The following is a 17,796-nucleotide window of genomic DNA, read 5'->3' as shown; positions in this document are numbered from 1 at the left end:
GTTTTAAAAGCCGTGCTTTAAAACTCGCTCAGGAGAGGGAATGCTATATTTAAATAATGGCATTAGCTTCTCAGTTTTCACTTCTTATAAATTCTTAAATAAAAAAGAGAGGCTAAGGCCTCTCTTTTTTATTTAATCTTACTTCTTTTTCCGCTTCGCACGTTTCTTGGCTTGTTCAGCCGCAACTGCATCCAGGGCTTCTTTAAGTTCTTCATCGGTAAAGGCGGTAATGTGATGCAGCATCTGCAATTTCACTTCGTCCAATACCAGATCGGCATATTTCGCTACATTGGCCAGCTGTTCATCAAAGACAATCGCATTGTCTTCATTGGTGCACAGATAACCTTTCTGGGTTAATACTTTAATAAAGCTCTGGAACAGGGCTTTATCGAAGAACTCAGGCGAATTGAACTCATACAATACAGACAGACGCTGACCAACCAGATAGCTCAGCTCTTCCACCTGGCGAGTCGAAATATTGCCTGAACCACGTTGGGTAATCAGTGCCAAAGTCATGTAATAACGTTCCAGACTTTGGGTCACTGGGGCAGCCAGAACTTCGAGCTGATGATGCGCTTCAGTATTCGGTGCAGGTGCAATCAGGTTTTCGCCATCTTGCGTGATCAGTTTTGAAGAAATCAGGTTGTCAATATGGGCATTGACCTGATCCTGAATCTCATCTTCATGCCATTTTAAAAATAGCTCAGCTTTGAGGAAAGGATATAGGGTGCTGCTGATATTGACCACATCATGACGGCGGATGGTGCCGTTATGTTCAGTCAGGGCTGCAATCAGGGATGGCAATATAAAAGTATGCACAATATTATTACGGAAATAGGTCAGCAGAACCGCCTGATTATCTTCAATCGCAATAATATCGCCCAGTACATGCTTCACCCGTTTGATCAGTTTCAGCTTCATCGCATAGGCAATTATTTCTTTGCCTGACAGCGGTGTAACCTGCATGCGTTCATCATAAGGCAGAGCGGTGAGCAAGGTGCGATAAGTATCCAGCTGTTTGATACAGATTTCTTCATCCAGCGTATGTTTTGGCGTGGCCAGCAAGATTAAAGATAATAACGATACCGGATTGATCACGACTGCACTGTTAATATTTTCCAGAATAGCCTGTGCAGAGCTATTCACCGCGTCAGAAACCGCTTGTGGAACCGGATCATCGTTCTTTTCGATCTTGATATTTTCTGCACCATGCTGTTTCAGGATATCATCCAGAAATACCGGTTTACCGAAGTTCAGGTGCACCTTGCCAAAAATGCGTTCAATCTTGCGCAGGGTTTTCAAAATACCAAAAATAGACTCGGCTTCTTTTGGCTTACCACTCATTTCACCGACATAGGTACCACCTTCCATTAGGCGTTCATAGCCGATATAGGTCGGTACAAATACAATCGGTTTGGACTTGCCACGTAAATGACCATGCACGGTCATTGCCAGCATCCCGGTTTTTGGCGGTAGCAAACGACCGGTACGTGAACGGCCACCTTCAATAAAGTATTCTAGCGGGGTATTACGTGACAGGACGCTATACAGATATTCCTTAAAGACCGTGGTATAGAGCGCGTTGCCGCGGAAGGTACGGCGAATAAAGAAAGCACCGCCACCGCGTAAAATCTGGCCGACAAAAGGCATATTCAGGTTATCGCCCGCTGCGATGTAAGGCACCATCAAACCACGGCGATAGATCACATAAGACAATAACAGATAGTCAATATGACTGCGGTGACAGGGGGTATAGACAATTTCATAATCCTTGGCCAGTTCACGCACGGTACTGAAATTATGGACTTCCACGCCGTCATAAAGCTGGGTCCATAAGCGGGTCAGGGCTTTGTCGGCAAAACGTACGGTAGAATGAGAATAATCGGAAACGATTTCGTTCAGATAACCGATGGCACGACGTTCGGATTCCAGCATCGAGGTTTTACTACGGATACTGTCATTGCGAATCGCCGCCTGTACATCTGGTGACTTGATCAGACCATGCATCACATTACGGCGGTCGGACAGATCCGGCCCGAGAATGACTTCACGCTGACCATCTAGATAATCATTTAAAGTGCTGACAATATAGGTTGCCGGCGCGGAATTTGGATGCGTCTCTTTGGCAAAGTTAATCAATGCGCGTAAAGACTGCGGTTCATGGAACTCTAAATAAGACTGGCGACCATGCAGGCCGATATTGACCAGTTGCTTGACCCGGCTCGGTGTAGACCAGGTATCGGTAAACAGCAGCTTAAACCAGGAATCTTCTTTTTCAGGCTCGCGTCCCCAAAGTACTGTTACCGGAACCAGTTCGACATCCAGCTCAGGATGCTGTTCCAGAACCTCAATCAGGCGTAACAGACGTGGCGGAAAAGCATGCGGGGGAGAACTCAACAGGTTGTTTTCATCATGATGCTGCAAAAACAGCAACGATGCTTTTTCCTTGTGGTTACCCAGTTGCATGGGATCAAGTGCAGCCGGTAATTTTAAACGGCGCGTTTCTGCATCGACCACGAGGGCATTACTACGTGAATGGTTCTGTAAAACGTAGCAGACCAGCTTTTGCGATTCTGCTGTAGTCTGATCAGATTCAGGTGCTGTCACTTCACTTGGTACTTCCCCAAGAATATGAGGGGTAACCACAAGATCAAGTAGTTTACTTGAAAGCTTGCGATACATTTGACCAAAGCCATTCTTGGACATAGCTGCTCCTAATTTTACTGACCAAAACCACAGGGCTTCTGAGGGGATTTATTTTGCGGGTTTCTAAGATGAAACGATATATCTTTTTTTAACAACTTCAACAGAAGTAGTTCAATTTTAGCGTGAAAGTAGATGCTTTTCCTAGTGACTTATGACATGAGTATGACAGAACAGTCATGCAATCTTTAGAGTTTCAGTCTGATTTTGTGGCAGAATATTCCAGATCAATTGTTTAAATCTGTTTTTCCATTTTGGGATATCTCCAATATTACGTAGGTTACTTATGAATGCCTTAACACAGGAACTGGTCGAGCTGCTCAGCTTAGAAAAGTTAGAAGAAAACATTTTCCGGGGAATCAGCCGGAATCTGGTGGGCAAGCGTGTGTTCGGTGGACAGGTTTTAGGGCAGGCATTACGCGCCGCATCTTATACCACAGACCGTCCGGCTCACTCATTACATGCCTATTTTTTGTTTGGCGGAGATGTCAACGCACCGATTATCTATGAAGTAGACCGTATCCGTGACGGCAAGAGCTTTGTCAGCCGTCAAGTACGTGCCATTCAGCATGGCCGTACCATTTTTATGTGTATGGTGTCTTTCGCTCCACAGGAAGAAGGTCTGAACTATCAGATTTCAGAGCCCGAGTATCCACCGGCAGAAAGCCTGAAAAATGAAGCAGAACTTACCCGGCAGATTATCGAGTTTATTCCGGAAAATGTACGGGCCACCTTTACACGTGATCGTCATGTCGAGATTCGTCCGGTCAATCCGCAGAATCCGTTCCAGCCGCAACCTGAAGCACCTTCTTATGCGCACTATATCCGTACCCACGGCCAGATTGCCACAGAGGTGGATGATATTTCCCTGCATCAGGCCATCGCCGCTTTCTATTCTGACTTTACTCTGATGACGACTGCACTGCGCCCCCATGGTCTGAGTTATCTTTCACCAAGTTTGCAATGTGCCAGTATTGACCATGCCATGTACTTCCATAGACCGTTTCGGGTGGATGAATGGATGCTATATGATATGGATGCGACTCAAAGTGCCAGTTCACGTGGCCTGAACTTTGGCCGGATGTGGCAAAATGGCGAACTGGTCTGTAGTACGACTCAGGAAGGCCTGATCCGTTTGCGTGAAATCGAAACACAATAATGGTTATTCTTGTTCAACAAACCGAATGTTCAGATTCGTTTTTTTTTGTTTTTTTAAGTAGCATATAAATGGCTATTTAATGTCATGTTTTCATGACCTGTTTATAAAATACTACTCGATTCTATAGAACACGCATGGCATAGTGCGGCTTAAGATCAATATTAAAAATGCATGAAAAGATGAGTTTAAATACGCAAATTTTAATTGCCGCCATACTGGGGGTGCTGTTTGGATTCCTGCTGACGACATTTCCACAAAGCACGTTTTTTGATATCGGCCTGTACGGGGTTGGAATTGCCAGCAGTCTTTTCATTGGGCTGCTTAAAATGATTTTGATCCCTCTTATTTTTACTTCAATCGTGGTCGGGGTGTCGAATCTGCAGGCCGGTGGACAGTTGAGTCGAACCTGGAAAATCACCCTGATGTGCTGTGTGACAACCACTTCATTGGCGCTCATTTTAGGTCTGACCTGTGCCCATCTGTTTAATGTCGGTAAGGGTGTTGATGTACTGATGTTCCAGGATGCCATGGCGCAACATCAAACACCGGATACCCTGACACCTTCATCTTTCTTTACCAATTTTATTCAGAATACCCTGATCAATCCGTTCAAAGCTTTTGCGGATGGCAACGTTTTGGCAGTGGTGATTTTCGCCTTGTTTATCGGTGTGGCGCTAGTGGCAGGTGGAGACAGCTTCCGTACCGTACGCAAACTGAGTCTCCAGTTTTTTGACATCATGATGTTGATGATTGGCTGGATCATGAAATTGGCACCGCTCGGAATTTTTGCACTACTTGCCAAGCTGATCGCTACTGAAGATATTTCTGTACTGAGTCGTCTGGCTGAATTTGCTGCAGTGGTCACAGGTACCACAGTTTTCCATGGTCTTGTGGTCTTGCCTCTATTGCTGTGGGTTTTCGGCAAGATGGATCCCATCACGTTCTTTAAGGGTACTAGAGCCGCCCTGATTACTGCATTTGCCACCAGTTCCAGTTCGGCTACCATGCCCTTGTCGATGAAATGCGCACAGGAAAATTTAGGGGTACGGCCCCAGACTGCAGGTTTTGTGATTCCACTGGGTACCCAGTTAAATATGGATGGCACGGCACTCTATGAAGCGGCAGCAGCCTTGTTTATCGCCAACTTAATGGGGCTGGATCTCAGTCTGGGACAGCAGTTGGTGGTCTGTGCCACGGCGATGATTGCATCCTTGGGTGCGCCGGGAATTCCGAGTGCCGGTATGGTGACCATGATCATGGTCTTGCAGTCGGTCGGTTTGCCTGCCGAGGCGATAGCCATTTTGTTACCGATCGACCGCTTGCTCGATACTGTACGCACAGTCGTGAATGTTCAGGGTGATATGATGATCAGTGTCGTGGTGGATCGATATACACGTGAACCCGATCTTCAAGCAGCAGACTGCTAAAGCATTTAAAAATAAAAAAAAGCAGGCCATTGGTCTGCTTTTTATAAGGGAAGTTTTAATAAATCAAGAATGATCCCAGACAATTCTGATGAGATGGTTAATCTTCAGAATGCTTGTTCTGATTCAGTTCATCTGCTGCTTTAAGCTCAGATGGATCCTGCTCAAGCAGTTCAAGCGGCTCTTCAGCTTCATTTAAAGCATGCATCGATACTTCAGCAACATGCTCCAAATCAGATTCACTAAGCTCGAGTTCTTCAAGGGGTTCATCCGATTCATTGAAATCATGGATTGATGCTTCCGGAATGCTGTCCAGATCATATTGAGAGGCTTGATCTAAAGTAAAGTTCAAACGGCCACCCATGACGCTGGCCAGTTCTTCCAGACCCTGTTTATTCATTGATGAGAACAGTTGAATCGAGAAATCCAGCTTCATCTTTTTCAATGCCGCTTTGACTTCCTGCAAGGCTTTGGATGCAGGACCACGATTCAGTTTATCTGACTTGGTTAACAAGACATGTACGAACAACTGGCGGGAATAGGCCCATTCCAGCATCATCACATCGAAGTGTTGCAGTGGATGGCGAATGTCCATCAGCAGCACCAGGCCTTGTAAACTCTGGCGATGAATCAGGTAATTTTCCAGTTCTTTTTGCCAGACCAGTTTCATTTTTTCAGGTACAGCTGCATAACCATAACCGGGTAAGTCGACCAGACGCTGATCTGGATTGCCCAGGCTAAAAAAATTGATCATCTGGGTGCGGCCAGGTTTTTTGGATGCGCGTGCCAACTGTTTCTGGTTGGTCAGGGCATTAATCGCACTGGATTTCCCTGCATTCGAGCGACCAGCAAAAGCAATTTCATAGCCAGTATCTTCTACACAAAGACTAAGTTTGGGCGCACTCATTAAAAATTCGGCTTTACGTAGCCAGTTGAGTGAGCGCACAGCATATTCAGTAATGGCAGAATCAACTTTTTTCTCGTAGCTGATCTTTTGCTTAGGCGCATGAGCTGTCTTACTGTTTTTGGATTTTCCTCTGCTGTGGTGCATAACTCAACTTCAATAAATGATCTACAAAGAAGCATTATAAAGGAAGTCGCACAGGCAAGCGAACATTGCCGCAAGAATAACTCATAAGATGTGAACTGAAAGACTTTAAAGATTAATCAGGCCGATCGGGGACTTTGAACTAAAGCGTGCATCTTTGGGTAGAACAACATCTTGAAGCGTATATTGATCCAGACTGTGATAAAACTGATCGACTGCAGTATCTAAAATACCTTTCAAACCGCAAGTTGGACGTAATACGCAGGGGGGATTATTGCATTCCACCACATTGCTGTCGTGTTGCAGAATCCGCACAATCTGTCCTAGTTGAAGGTTCAGGCTGGCTGGATTTAAACGTATGCCACCCCCTTTACCACGGGTAGTAATCAGCCAGTCCTGTTTTGCCATAAAGTGCACGATTTTCATGGCATGGTTTTGCGAAACCTGTAGGCGCTCGGCTAGTTCTGCAATGGTATAGGGGAAGTCACGTGGCTGTGCGACATACATCAGGATTCGAAGCGCATAGTCAGTGAATTTATTGAGTTGCATAAGTTCAACAGCTAGAAAATGAAAGAATTGAATGCTAAAAGCTCCACGAATGGAGCTTTTAATCAGGATCTGATGTTAGTCTAAACCGTTTTTGACATTAAAGCTTGAGCGGGGCAGACACTTCGACGATATCACCCACCTGATAATGGTCAATCAGTGTTTGTGCCACTGAAAACGCGGTTGGGTTTTCTTCAGCTTTCACAGTAATCTGATATTGTCCACTTTGAGCCTGATCAAAGCTGAACTGCTGTGGCTGGCGAATGTTCTGTTCAGGCACCTGTACTCGTACTGAAATATGTTCACCTGCGTCCGCACTTGCAATCGCTGCACCATCTTTAGCTTTGAGTGTAAAGATTTTACCTGCATCCGTATCATTGACTGCTGCCACTTCAAATTCGCGCCAGCCGGCCCAGCCACCATTTTCAGAAGCTAGAGTGGCATATTTGGATTTTTCTACACCAATCAGGATGTCAGCCAGTTGCATATATGCTTCTTTCCAGGCTGCAATCAGCTCGGAGTCCATGGGTACATCTAAAACTTCGCTGATCGAATGTAACAGATTTTCACCGACAATCGCATATTGATCTGGCTGAATATCCAGACTGACATGTTTGGTGGTAATACGTTCGATGGCTTTGGCCAAAACACCCGGGTTGGTGATGTTCTCGGCATAGGCCAAGACTGCCGCAGCCAGGGCACGTGGTTGACGACCGGTACTTTGATGATCCATGTTGAAGGTGTTTTTCAACTCAGGATGGTTGTTCAGCATGCGGTTATAGAAATATGTAGTAAGTGCTACGCCGTTTTCACGTAAAACAGGAACAGTCGCTTGTACAAGTTCAATATGTTGTGGATTCATGGGAGCTGTCTGCAGTTGTTTTTAAAAGATGTATTTAAATTACATCTTTTAAAAAAGCTTTACAATAGTGTCACTCCATAAAACCCTATAAAAATTATGGAATATAAAAATATTCCATAAGAAGTGTGATAATGATCGGAAAATAGAGGGTTATGTGCGCCTGAAAAGGGGGTTAAGTAAACCTTGGATAATTTTCTGTTTCGTTCTTCTTCTGTCCAGACTATAGGCAGCACTTGTGGTCAACGTGCCGATAATATCTAAAGTTATTTCTCTACCTTGCTTGGCTGTATGTTCTTCAGCTTGTTGGGTTGTTTAGATGCCAGCATTAGCAAGCTCATTGCAGAAATCGGAAGGCGAATGGAGTGGTTTTTTGCATCAGATCTATCCCAGATCGGCACTGGCATGGGTACACCAATTCAAAAAACTCTCTGCCAATACTTTTAAACACGGGAGCTTTACGATACCGGTGGTGCCTGCAATCAAGCCAGGTCGCTGGGCAAATGATGATTACAGAACATCGTCGGTATCCTATCTGGAATAGTTTTAGCAATAACAGCTGATCTATCCATAGATCTTTCTATTATTCATGTTTAAGTTTTTTCATTTGTTCCAAGGCGTGCTGGATATCCTGAATCAAGTCTTTCGGGTGTTCCAGACCAATACAGAATCGCACCAGTAAGCCGTCTTTTAGGTGGGAATGTTGCAGCACGCGCATGTCATTTAAGTTATATAACATGACCAGACTGACAGGACCACCCCAGCTAAAGCCAAGCTTGAACAGGCTTAAACTGTCACAGAAATTCCGGATATCCTGTATTGTGTATTTGCTGTCAAAGATTACACTGACCAGACCGGCACTATGCGCTTGCCTGCAAATTTCTTTCCAGTATGGATGGCCTGCGCTGTCAGAATCAGCAGGATGCAATACCTGTATAAGCTCAGTTTGCTGTTTAAGCCAGTCCAAAATAGTGAGACAACTTTGTGACTGATGTTCATAGCGCAGTTGCATAGACGCCAGACTGCGTTGTACCTGAGCCACATCATCCCCAGAAACACTAATGCCTTGAAGGGCATGCGCACGGAACAGTTGGTTATGCAAGACTTTATCTCGTGTGACCACTGAGCCCATCAGGATGTCGCCACCACCGCTTGGATATTTGGTCAGTGCATGTACCGTAATATCTACACTTAAATGTTCATGACCAAAATCAAAGGCATTAAAAGCCAGACCTGCACCCCAGGTATTATCCAGTACAGTCACCATATTATGCGCCTGCGCCTTTTTCACCAAACCGGTCAAATCTGGGAATTCCAGGGTCACTGAGCCGGCAGCCTCGAGCCAGATCAGTTTGGCGTTATCTGTAGGCTGAAAAGTTTCAATCTCTATCGGATTATAGACTTTAACCGTAATTCCATAACGCTTCTCCAGATTGCGTAAATGTTCCATGTTTGGGCCATAGATGTTGTCAGCTACCCAAACCTCATCCCCCTGGCTTAAAAAACAGGAATTCACCAGATTAATCGCAGATAAACCGCTCGGTGCGAGCAGATGATACAAGCCACCTTCGAGTTGGGCGATATTGTCGCCAAGAGTAAACGTAGTGGGTGTGCCATGCGTGCCATAACTATAATCATACTCATCGCTCCAATGGCGATTAAACAGGGCATCGGTATTGTTAAAAATTATGGTCGATGCACGATAGAGGGGAGGCTGAATGCTCGAAATTAATTGAGGGGCCTTTCGTGGTGCATGAATCAGGCGAGTTTGAGAGTCTTGTTTCACGTGAATGCGCTCAAATGTAATCAAATATTACTCTAGCTTAAGAGAATCTGTGACTCACTGCCAGTTACGTTATGAATTGTTTAAAAACAGCAGGGGTAGAAAAAACTTGGCTTCATTTTTGCAAAAGCTAAAGCCATATAGCTAAAAAAATAGGTTGAGGAGCATGAAGTCGCATTTAAAAGTGCATTATTTTCAGCATATTGCTGGTGAAGGTTTCGGTAGTTGTTATGAGTTTTTGAAGCAGCATCAGGCGCAAATTACCGCGACTGAATTTTTTGCTTTACCTGTAGACCCACCTCTGGAGATCGAGGCATTGCCTGCAGTAGAAGAGGTGGATTTGCTGATCATTATGGGTGGAACCATGAGTGTGAATGATGAAGCAAATTTCCCTTGGTTAAAAATAGAAAAACGCTGGTTGCGTCGCTATCTTTCACACGGTAAACCGGCAATTGGCCTGTGCCTGGGCGGGCAGTTGATTGCAAATGCCCTGGGTGCAGGCGTTAGCCGCAATCCAGAGCAGGAATTGGGATGGACCACGGTGCAGAGGGTAGTCAATCTGCCGGAATCATGTTTTAGCTTGCCGGAGCAGTTCAATATTCTACAATGGCATAATGAAACTTTTGAACTGCCTAAAGGTGCAATCCATCTGGCAGAAAATGAAGCCTGTCGTAATCAGATGTATCAACTGGGCAGAAATGTATTGGGTTTCCAGTTTCATCCAGAAATTACACCCGAAACACTCGAGTTGTTTTTGGAAAATGAGGAAGAACTGGGGCAATTCTCAGGAAAATATGTACAAAACTTGGTTGAGCTAAAAAAAACCCAAAAACAGAAATTTATTGAAGGAAATCATATATTAAACCGTGCGATAGAATATGTTCTAGCAAAAACTGCCTGATATTCAATCAATAAGCCATTATTTAAGTCATGAATTTAAAACTTGGATAAAACCATAAAAGAGATTTGCTTATGCAATAAACAATGGCTATAATAAGCGACCCTTCAATAGGAAGGGGGTTAACTGCGAATAAAGTAGTTAACTATCGTTACAGTCGTGGCATCGATCATGACCTTAGTGATAATTCACTGCTCTTGACACTTGCCCACATTAAAGTGGGGTGAGATGCGTCAAGAGTGATTCTTTATATATTTGGCTTGGAGTTTACTGGTATGTCTAACCAGAGAATTCGTATCCGTCTTAAGTCTTTTGATCATCGTCTGATCGATCAATCAGCTCAAGAAATCGTAGAAACCGCAAAACGTACTGGCGCACAAGTGTGTGGTCCAATTCCAATGCCTACACGTATTGAACGTTTTAACGTTTTAACATCACCACATGTAAACAAAGACGCGCGTGACCAGTACGAAATCCGTACTTACAAGCGTTTGATCGACATCGTTCAACCTACAGACAAAACTGTAGATGCATTGATGAAGTTAGATCTTGCAGCTGGTGTTGATGTTCAGATCGCATTGGGTTAAGGCTTTCGGGTTAATTAACACTCTAAGTTAATTAGGCCGCTTTTTTAGAGGTTTATGCACATGGCTATTGGTTTAGTCGGTCGCAAGTGCGGTATGACACGTATCTTTACAGATGCTGGTGTTTCTGTGCCTGTTACAGTGATTGAGGTTGATCCTAACCGCATCACTCAAATCAAAACGCTTGAAACTGATGGTTATCAAGCGATTCAAATCACTACTGGTGAACGTCGCGAATCTCGCGTAACTAACGCTCAGAAAGGTCACTTCGCGAAAGCGGGTGTTGCTGCTGGTCGTCTGGTACAAGAATTCCGTGTTTCAGAAGCTGAGCTTGAAGGTCGTGAAGTTGGTGGTACGCTTACCGTTGAAATGTTCCAGGTTGGTCAAGTTGTTGACGTAACTGGTACTTCTAAAGGTAAGGGTTTCCAAGGTGGTGTTAAGCGTTGGAACTTCCGTACTCAAGACGCTACTCACGGTAACTCACTTTCTCACCGTGTTCTAGGTTCTACTGGTCAAAACCAGACTCCTGGTCGCGTGTTCAAAGGCAAAAAAATGGCTGGCCATTTAGGTGCTGAACGCGTAACTACACAGGGTCTTGAAATCGTTGCTATCGACACTGAGCGTTCAGTTCTTGTTGTTAAAGGCGCGGTTCCTGGTGCTACTGGTGGCGACGTAACTGTTCGTCCTACTATCAAGGCCTGAGGGGAAATAACGTGAATTTAAATACTGTTTCCGGCTCTGCTGTTGAATTATCAGAAGTTGCGTTCGGTCGTGAATTTAATGAAGCTCTTGTACACCAAGTTGTTACAGCTTACTTAGCTGGTGGTCGTCAAGGTTCTAAAGCTCAAAAATCACGTGCAGACGTTTCTGGCGGTGGTAAAAAACCATTCCGTCAAAAAGGTACTGGCCGCGCTCGTGCTGGTTCTATTCGTAGCCCAATCTGGGTTGGCGGTGGTAAAACTTTTGCTGCTCGTCCACAAGACTGGTCTCAAAAAGTAAACCGTAAAATGTACCGCGGTGCTATGCAATGCATCCTGGCTGAGCTTGTTCGTCAAGATCGCCTAGTTTTAGTTGAAGAGTTTGCTGTTGCAGCTCCAAAAACTAAAGAATTGCTTGCAAAACTTAACGACTTGAATGCGACTCGCGCATTGATCGTTACTGATGCTGTTGATGAGAACCTGTATCTTGCTGCACGTAACCTTCCACACGTTGATGTGGTTGATGCTGCTGCAATCGATCCGGTTAGCTTGATTGCGTTCGACAAAGTTGTTATGTCTGTAGCTGCTGCTAAGAAAATTGAGGTAGAACTCGGATGAACAACGAACGTATCTATCAAGTCCTGCAAGGACCTGTATTCTCAGAAAAAGCACAAGTTTTAGGTGAAACTGCTGGTGTTCAAGTGTTTAAAGTTGCATTAAATGCAAACAAGCTTGAAATCAAAAAAGCAGTGGAACAACTCTTTGGTGTGGAAGTTGTTAAAGTTAACACGACTATCACTAAAGGTAAGTCTAAACGCTTTGGTAAAACATTAGGACGTCGTTCTGATGTTAAAAAAGCATACGTCACCCTGAAAGCTGGCCAAGATGTAGAAATGGCTGACTTGGGCGATACCGCTGAAAGCACAGCGGAATAAGGACGAGAATTATGCCTATTCAAAAATGTAAGCCAACGTCTCCAGGACGTCGCTTTGTAGAGAAAGTGGTTCATAATCACCTTCACAAAGGCGCACCATACGCTCCGTTGGTAGAAGCTAAAAAACGTACTGGCGGCCGTAACAACAACGGTCACATCACGACTCGTCACGTTGGTGGCGGTCACAAGCAGCACTACCGTCTAGTTGACTTTAAACGTAACAAAGATGGTATTCCTGCAACTGTAGAGCGTATCGAATACGATCCTAACCGTACTGCACACATTGCACTTGTATTGTATGCTGACGGTGAGCGTCGCTATATCATCGCTCCTAAAGGCCTTCGCGCTGGCGATAAAGTACAGTCTGGTAACGATGCTCCAATTCGTCCAGGTAACTGCTTGCCGCTTCGCAACATGCCAATCGGTTCTACTCTTCACAACATCGAACTTAAAATCGGTAAAGGCGCGCAGTTAGCTCGTTCAGCTGGTACTTCAGTTCAGCTGTTGGGTCGTGACGGTTCTTACGCTATCGTTCGTCTACGTTCAGGCGAGATGCGTAAAATTCACGTTGAATGCCGTGCTGTGTTAGGTGAAGTATCTAACTCAGAAAGCAACCTTCGTTCACTAGGTAAAGCTGGTGCATCACGCTGGCGTGGTGTTCGTCCTACCGTTCGTGGTATGGCGATGAACCCAGTTGACCATCCACATGGTGGTGGTGAAGGGCGTAATAAAGGTATTCAACCTGTAAGCCCATGGGGTCAAAAAGCTAAAGGGTACAAAACACGTACCAATAAGCGTACGACTAAGATGATTATTCGCGACCGTCGCGTTAAGTAACAAGTAAAGGAATCTGACAATGCCTCGTTCTCTGAAAAAAGGCCCATTCGTCGATGCGCACTTGTTCGCTAAGGTTGAAGCGGCTATCGCGGCTAATAACCGTAAGCCGATCAAAACTTGGTCGCGTCGTTCGATGATCCTACCGGATTTTGTTGGTTTAACAATTTCTGTACACAATGGCCGTAACCACGTTCCTGTGATCATTTCTGAACACATGGTTGGTCACAAGCTTGGTGAATTTGCACCAACTCGTACCTATCGCGGTCACGGTGTTGACAAGAAATCTAAACGTTAATGGGTGCTATGATGGAAGTAACTGCTAAATTACGCGGTGCCGCTATCTCGGCACAAAAAGCTCGTTTGGTTGCAGATCTTATCCGCGGCAAATCTGTTGCGCACGCTCTTAACATTCTTAACTTCAGCAACAAAAAAGCTGCAGTTCTAGTTAAGAAAGCGTTGGAATCTGCAATTGCAAACGCTGAACACAATAACAGTTTAGATGTAGACGATCTTAAAGTTTCTACGATCTACGTTGATGAAGGCATGAGCCTGAAACGTATTATGCCACGTGCTAAAGGCCGTGCAGATCGTATTACTAAGCGTACTTGTCACATCACCGTTAAGGTAGGGGTTTGATATGGGTCAGAAGGTTCATCCAATCGGTATCCGCCTAGGTGTTGTGAAACGTCATAACGCTAACTGGTATGCGAATCCGAAACAATACGCTGAATACTTGCTTAAAGATCTTCAAGTTCGTGAGTTTTTAACTAAAAAACTTAAAAACGCGATGATCAGCAATATTCTTATCGAACGCCCTACAGGCGCTGCTAAAGTAACTATTAGCACTGCGCGTCCTGGTATCGTGATCGGTAAAAAAGGCGAAGATATTGAGAAACTACAACGCGAATTGACATCTATCATGGGTGTTCCTGCGCAAGTAAGTATCAATGAAATTGATCGTCCAGACTTAGACGCGCGTCTAGTTGCTGAAGCTATCGCTTCTCAATTGGAAAAACGTGTAATGTTCCGTCGTGCTATGAAGCGTGCGGTACAAAACACCATGCGTGCTGGTGCTAAAGGTATCAAAGTAGAAGTTTCAGGCCGTTTAGGTGGTGCTGAGATTGCTCGTACTGAGTGGTATCGTGAAGGTCGTGTACCTCTACATACGCTTCGTGCAGATATCGACTATGCGACTATGCGTGCTGAGACTACTTACGGTACGATCGGTGTTAAAGTTTGGATCTTCCGTGGTGAGATCTTGGGCGGCATGAAACAAGTCATGAACCCAGCTCCAGCAGAAGAACGTCCAGCTAAACGCGGTCGTGGTCGTGGTGAAGGTCAAGAGCGTCGTGGTCGTCGCAATGATCGTTCTGCTGAAAAAGGAGAATAATCCATGTTGCAACCTAAGCGTACTAAATTCCGTAAAGTGCAGAAAGGCCGTAACACTGGTCTAGCACACCGCGGTAGCACAGTATCTTTCGGTACTATTGCACTTAAATCAGTTGAACGTGGTCAAATGACTGCGCGTCAAATTGAAGCAGCGCGTCGTACAATTAGCCGTCGTATTAAGCGTGGTGGTAAGATCTTTATCCGTGTATTCCCGGACAAGCCGATTACTTCTAAGCCTCTTGAAGTGCGTATGGGTAAAGGTAAAGGTTCTGTGGAATATTGGGTTTGCCAAATCAAACCAGGTAAAGTCTTGTACGAAATTGATGGTGTTAACGAAGAACTGGCTCGCGAAGCGTTTACGCTTGCAGCAGCTAAGCTTCCGTTTAAAACCGCTATCGTGACTCGGACGGTAATGTAATGAAAACTAAAGATCTACGTGAAAAGTCGGTAGAAGAGTTGACAGCTTTGCTTGATGAGCAACAGCTTAACCAATTCCGTCTTCGTATGGCGAAAGCAACTGGTCAATTGGGTAAATCGCATGAAGTTGCACTTACTCGTCAGACTATTGCTCGTATTAAGACCCTCCTTACCGAAAAACAGGGGAACGGACAATGAGTGATAAAACAGTCCGCACGTTAACTGGCAAAGTTGTAAGCGACAAGATGGATAAATCTATCGTTGTGCTTATTGAACGCCAAGTTCAACACCCGTTGTATGGCAAATTAATCCGCCGTTCAACAAAATTACATGCTCATGATGAGAACAACACAGCGAAAGCTGGTGATGTTGTAACCATTAAAGAAAGCCGCCCAATTTCTAAAACTAAGTCTTGGACTCTAGTTGAAGTTGTTGAAGCAGCTGCTGAGTAATTAACGTTCTTGTTGCATCATCGGTCAATTTCGAGTACTCTTTGAGCCTTTCGAAATTTCGACCGGTGTTGCTCGGTTTTGGAGTAGGGCAATGATTCAGACCGAAACTATGCTCGACGTAGCAGACAACAGTGGTGCACGCCGCGTACAATGTATTAAAGTACTTGGTGGCTCGCATCGTCGTTATGCTTCTGTTGGCGACATTATTAAAGTTACTGTAAAAGAAGCAATTCCACGCGCACGTGTTAAAAAAGGTGACGTGATGAATGCGGTTGTGGTTCGTACAAAATTCGGTATCCGTCGTGCAGACGGTTCAGTGATTCGTTTCGACGATAACGCTGCTGTTATTTTGAACAACAACAAAGCGCCGATTGCAACTCGTATTTTCGGACCAGTGACTCGTGAACTTCGTACTGAACAGTTCATGAAAATTATTTCATTGGCTCCTGAAGTTCTATAAGAGGCGATCATGGCTAAGATTAAAAAAGGCGATCAAGTAATTGTGATCGCAGGTAAAGAAAAAGGCAAACAGGGTACTGTTCTGTCTGTTTCTAATGACCGTGTTAAGGTTGAAGGCCTTAACTTGGTGAAGAAGCATCAGAAGCCGAACCGTGCTACAGGCGCTGAAGGTAGCGTTGTAACTCAGGAAGCTTCGCTTCATATTTCAAACGTGGCAGTTTTTAATGCTACAACCCAAAAGGCTGACCGTGTTGGTTACCAAGTGATTGATGGCGTGAAAACTCGCGTATTCAAATCAAATGGTGAATCAGTGGCGGTAGCGAAGTAATAGGTTGATATAGGCCATGGCCAGACTTAAAACACGTTACAATGACGAACTTAAAGCTCAGTTACAAGAGGTATTGGGCGTTAAGAATGTGATGGAGATTCCTCGCATCACTAAAATCACGATCAACATGGGTGTTGGCGCGGCTGCTGCTGACAAAAAACTCCTTGATGGTGCTCTTTCAGATATGCAAGCTATCGCTGGTCAAAAACCAGTACTTACGTTAGCTCGTAAATCAATCGCTGGTTTTAAAATCCGTGATGGTTGGCCGATCGGTTGTAAAGTTACTTTACGCGGCGAACGCATGTACGAATTCTTGGACCGTTTGATCTCGATTGCGATCCCTCGTATTCGTGACTTCCGTGGTTTCTCTGCGAAATCATTCGACGGTCGTGGTAACTACTCAATGGGTCTTAAGGAACAAATCATGTTCCCTGAAATCGATTTTGACAAGATTGATCGTATTCGTGGTATGGATATTACCATTACTACGACTGCTCGCACCGATGACGAAGGCCGTGCGCTTATGCGTGCATTCGGCTTCCCGTTCAAATAAGAGGTCGATATGGCTAAGAAAGGTATGATTAATCGCGAATTGAAACGCGAAGCTACTGTTGCTAAATACGCTGCAAAACGTGCTGAATTAAAAGCTGTTATTGCAAACGTAAATGCATCAGACGAAGAACGTTTCGAAGCGATGATGAAATTACAAGCATTACCACGTAATGCATCTCCAGTACGTCTACGTAACCGTTGTGGTTTAACTGGTCGTCCTCATGGTTACTTCCGTAAGTTCGGTTTAAGCCGTAACAAATTACGTGAAACAGTAATGCAAGGTGATGTACCTGGCGTTGTTAAGGCAAGCTGGTAAGGAGCACTATAGATGAGTATGCAAGATACCGTTGCCGACATGCTAACACGTGTTCGTAACGCACAAATGGCGAAGAAACAATCTGTTTCTATGCCTAATTCTAAGTTGAAAGTAGCAATTGCTAACTTACTTCAACAAGAAGGTTATATTTCAAACGTAGAAGTTGCGGATGCTGAAGGCAAACCAACTCTTACTTTGACTTTAAAGTATTTCGAAGGCAAACCAGTTATTGAAACTGTGAAACGCGTAAGCCGTCCAGGTCTACGTCAGTATCGCGGTAAAGATGCACTTCCAAGCGTTAAGCAAGGTTTAGGTATTGCAATTGTTTCTACAAGCAAAGGCATCATGACTGATCGCGCTGCACGTGCTGCAGGCGTTGGTGGTGAAGTTATTGCTTTTGTTTCTTAATA

General features: G+C 44.6%; 23 protein-coding genes and 2 pseudogenes. 20 read left to right on the top strand and 5 right to left on the bottom strand.

From position 1 onward, the window contains the following. Window positions 1-138: 138 nt before the first annotated feature. Window positions 139-2,706 (bottom strand): glycerol-3-phosphate 1-O-acyltransferase PlsB, encoded by a 2,568-nt coding sequence (plsB, locus tag AY605_RS00400; RefSeq protein WP_064094531.1) that lies wholly within the window; start codon window positions 2,704-2,706, stop codon window positions 139-141. Between the two features lie 283 nt (window positions 2,707-2,989). Here plsB and AY605_RS00395 point away from each other — a divergent pair, with 283 nt between their 5' ends. Together AY605_RS00395 and AY605_RS00390 are read left to right on the top strand one after the other, a co-directional pair. After that, window positions 2,990-3,862, top strand: coding sequence for an acyl-CoA thioesterase (locus tag AY605_RS00395; RefSeq protein WP_064094530.1), 873 nt, complete (start codon window positions 2,990-2,992; stop codon window positions 3,860-3,862). A 179-nt stretch (window positions 3,863-4,041) separates the two neighbouring features. Further along, on the top strand, window positions 4,042-5,289 hold the full coding sequence (locus tag AY605_RS00390) for a dicarboxylate/amino acid:cation symporter (RefSeq protein ID WP_064094529.1): 1,248 nt from the start codon (window positions 4,042-4,044) through the stop codon (window positions 5,287-5,289). 271 nt (window positions 5,290-5,560) lie between these two features. Here the strand turns inward: AY605_RS00390 and yihA are convergent. The 3 genes and pseudogenes from yihA to AY605_RS00375 all read right to left on the bottom strand — a co-directional run. Further along, window positions 5,561-6,337, bottom strand: a pseudogene (gene yihA, locus AY605_RS00385) (ribosome biogenesis GTP-binding protein YihA/YsxC); the annotation flags it as partial. 105 nt (window positions 6,338-6,442) lie between these two features. Further along, on the bottom strand, window positions 6,443-6,883 hold the full coding sequence (locus AY605_RS00380; RefSeq protein WP_064094527.1) for an RrF2 family transcriptional regulator: 441 nt from the start codon (window positions 6,881-6,883) through the stop codon (window positions 6,443-6,445). 97 nt (window positions 6,884-6,980) lie between these two features. Next, on the bottom strand, window positions 6,981-7,742 hold the full coding sequence (locus AY605_RS00375; RefSeq protein ID WP_064094526.1) for a globin domain-containing protein: 762 nt from the start codon (window positions 7,740-7,742) through the stop codon (window positions 6,981-6,983). Window positions 7,743-8,058: 316 nt separating this feature from the next. Here AY605_RS00375 and AY605_RS00370 point away from each other — a divergent pair, with 316 nt between their 5' ends. Then, complete coding sequence (locus tag AY605_RS00370) at window positions 8,059-8,283, top strand: hypothetical protein (RefSeq protein WP_064094525.1); 225 nt, start codon at window positions 8,059-8,061, stop codon at window positions 8,281-8,283. Between the two features lie 39 nt (window positions 8,284-8,322). Here the strand turns inward: AY605_RS00370 and AY605_RS00365 are convergent, their stop codons facing one another. Further along, window positions 8,323-9,525, bottom strand: a complete 1,203-nt coding sequence (locus tag AY605_RS00365) for a PLP-dependent transferase (RefSeq protein WP_064095161.1) — start codon at window positions 9,523-9,525, stop codon at window positions 8,323-8,325. A 163-nt stretch (window positions 9,526-9,688) separates the two neighbouring features. Here AY605_RS00365 and AY605_RS00360 point away from each other — a divergent pair, with 163 nt between their 5' ends. From AY605_RS00360 to rpsH, 17 genes and pseudogenes are all read left to right on the top strand, one after another. Further along, entirely contained in the window at window positions 9,689-10,423 is a 735-nt protein-coding gene (locus tag AY605_RS00360; RefSeq protein ID WP_064094524.1) for a type 1 glutamine amidotransferase, read from the top strand. Between the two features lie 272 nt (window positions 10,424-10,695). Then, complete coding sequence (gene rpsJ, locus AY605_RS00355) at window positions 10,696-11,007, top strand: 30S ribosomal protein S10 (RefSeq protein ID WP_000070912.1); 312 nt, start codon at window positions 10,696-10,698, stop codon at window positions 11,005-11,007. Window positions 11,008-11,067: 60 nt separating this feature from the next. Next, entirely contained in the window at window positions 11,068-11,706 is a 639-nt protein-coding gene (rplC, locus tag AY605_RS00350; protein WP_064094523.1) for a 50S ribosomal protein L3, read from the top strand. An 11-nt stretch (window positions 11,707-11,717) separates the two neighbouring features. After that, window positions 11,718-12,320, top strand: coding sequence for a 50S ribosomal protein L4 (rplD, locus tag AY605_RS00345; RefSeq protein WP_035265093.1), 603 nt, complete (start codon window positions 11,718-11,720; stop codon window positions 12,318-12,320). Next, window positions 12,317-12,637 carry a 50S ribosomal protein L23 gene (gene rplW, locus AY605_RS00340; protein WP_004281510.1) on the top strand — a complete coding sequence of 107 codons (321 nt, stop codon included), beginning with the start codon at window positions 12,317-12,319 and terminating at the stop codon, window positions 12,635-12,637. Before rplD ends, rplW begins: the two co-directional genes overlap by 4 nt. Before the next feature lie 11 nt (window positions 12,638-12,648). Continuing rightward, on the top strand, window positions 12,649-13,473 hold the full coding sequence (rplB, locus tag AY605_RS00335; protein WP_064094522.1) for a 50S ribosomal protein L2: 825 nt from the start codon (window positions 12,649-12,651) through the stop codon (window positions 13,471-13,473). Between the two features lie 19 nt (window positions 13,474-13,492). Next, complete coding sequence (gene rpsS / locus AY605_RS00330) at window positions 13,493-13,768, top strand: 30S ribosomal protein S19 (protein ID WP_004673001.1); 276 nt, start codon at window positions 13,493-13,495, stop codon at window positions 13,766-13,768. A gap of 11 nt (window positions 13,769-13,779) precedes the next feature. Further along, entirely contained in the window at window positions 13,780-14,109 is a 330-nt protein-coding gene (gene rplV, locus AY605_RS00325; RefSeq protein WP_001982638.1) for a 50S ribosomal protein L22, read from the top strand. A 1-nt stretch (window position 14,110) separates the two neighbouring features. Next, a pseudogene (gene rpsC / locus AY605_RS00320) lies at window positions 14,111-14,927 on the top strand (30S ribosomal protein S3). Then, a complete protein-coding gene (gene rplP / locus AY605_RS00315; protein WP_004281506.1) occupies window positions 14,867-15,280 on the top strand; it encodes a 50S ribosomal protein L16 in 414 nt (137 codons plus the stop codon). Before rpsC ends, rplP begins: the two are co-directional and overlap by 61 nt. Next, window positions 15,280-15,477 (top strand): 50S ribosomal protein L29, encoded by a 198-nt coding sequence (gene rpmC / locus AY605_RS00310; protein ID WP_004281505.1) that lies wholly within the window; start codon window positions 15,280-15,282, stop codon window positions 15,475-15,477. The genes rplP and rpmC overlap by 1 nt, the downstream gene beginning before the upstream one ends. Beyond that, complete coding sequence (rpsQ, locus tag AY605_RS00305; RefSeq protein ID WP_004281504.1) at window positions 15,474-15,731, top strand: 30S ribosomal protein S17; 258 nt, start codon at window positions 15,474-15,476, stop codon at window positions 15,729-15,731. Before rpmC ends, rpsQ begins: the two co-directional genes overlap by 4 nt. A gap of 91 nt (window positions 15,732-15,822) precedes the next feature. Next, a complete protein-coding gene (gene rplN, locus AY605_RS00300) occupies window positions 15,823-16,191 on the top strand; it encodes a 50S ribosomal protein L14 (protein ID WP_004281503.1) in 369 nt (122 codons plus the stop codon). Between the two features lie 9 nt (window positions 16,192-16,200). After that, window positions 16,201-16,518: a 50S ribosomal protein L24 gene (rplX, locus tag AY605_RS00295; RefSeq protein WP_004281502.1), complete on the top strand. Its 318-nt coding sequence runs from the start codon at window positions 16,201-16,203 to the stop codon at window positions 16,516-16,518. Between the two features lie 16 nt (window positions 16,519-16,534). Further along, complete coding sequence (rplE, locus tag AY605_RS00290; RefSeq protein ID WP_004645057.1) at window positions 16,535-17,071, top strand: 50S ribosomal protein L5; 537 nt, start codon at window positions 16,535-16,537, stop codon at window positions 17,069-17,071. Window positions 17,072-17,080: 9 nt separating this feature from the next. Next, the gene (rpsN, locus tag AY605_RS00285) at window positions 17,081-17,386 is read left to right on the top strand and encodes a 30S ribosomal protein S14 (protein ID WP_004732275.1); all 306 of its coding nucleotides are present in this window, start codon (window positions 17,081-17,083) and stop codon (window positions 17,384-17,386) included. Window positions 17,387-17,398: 12 nt separating this feature from the next. After that, entirely contained in the window at window positions 17,399-17,794 is a 396-nt protein-coding gene (rpsH, locus tag AY605_RS00280; RefSeq protein ID WP_064094520.1) for a 30S ribosomal protein S8, read from the top strand. Window positions 17,795-17,796: the final 2 nt, after the last annotated feature.

The sequence above is a fragment of the Acinetobacter sp. SFD genome, assembly GCF_001647575.1.
In the GTDB taxonomy this organism is placed as follows: Bacteria; Pseudomonadota; Gammaproteobacteria; order Pseudomonadales; family Moraxellaceae; genus Acinetobacter; species Acinetobacter pecorum.
Note: the sequence above shows the minus strand (reverse complement) of the source record. Positions and strands in the feature narration are given on the sequence as shown.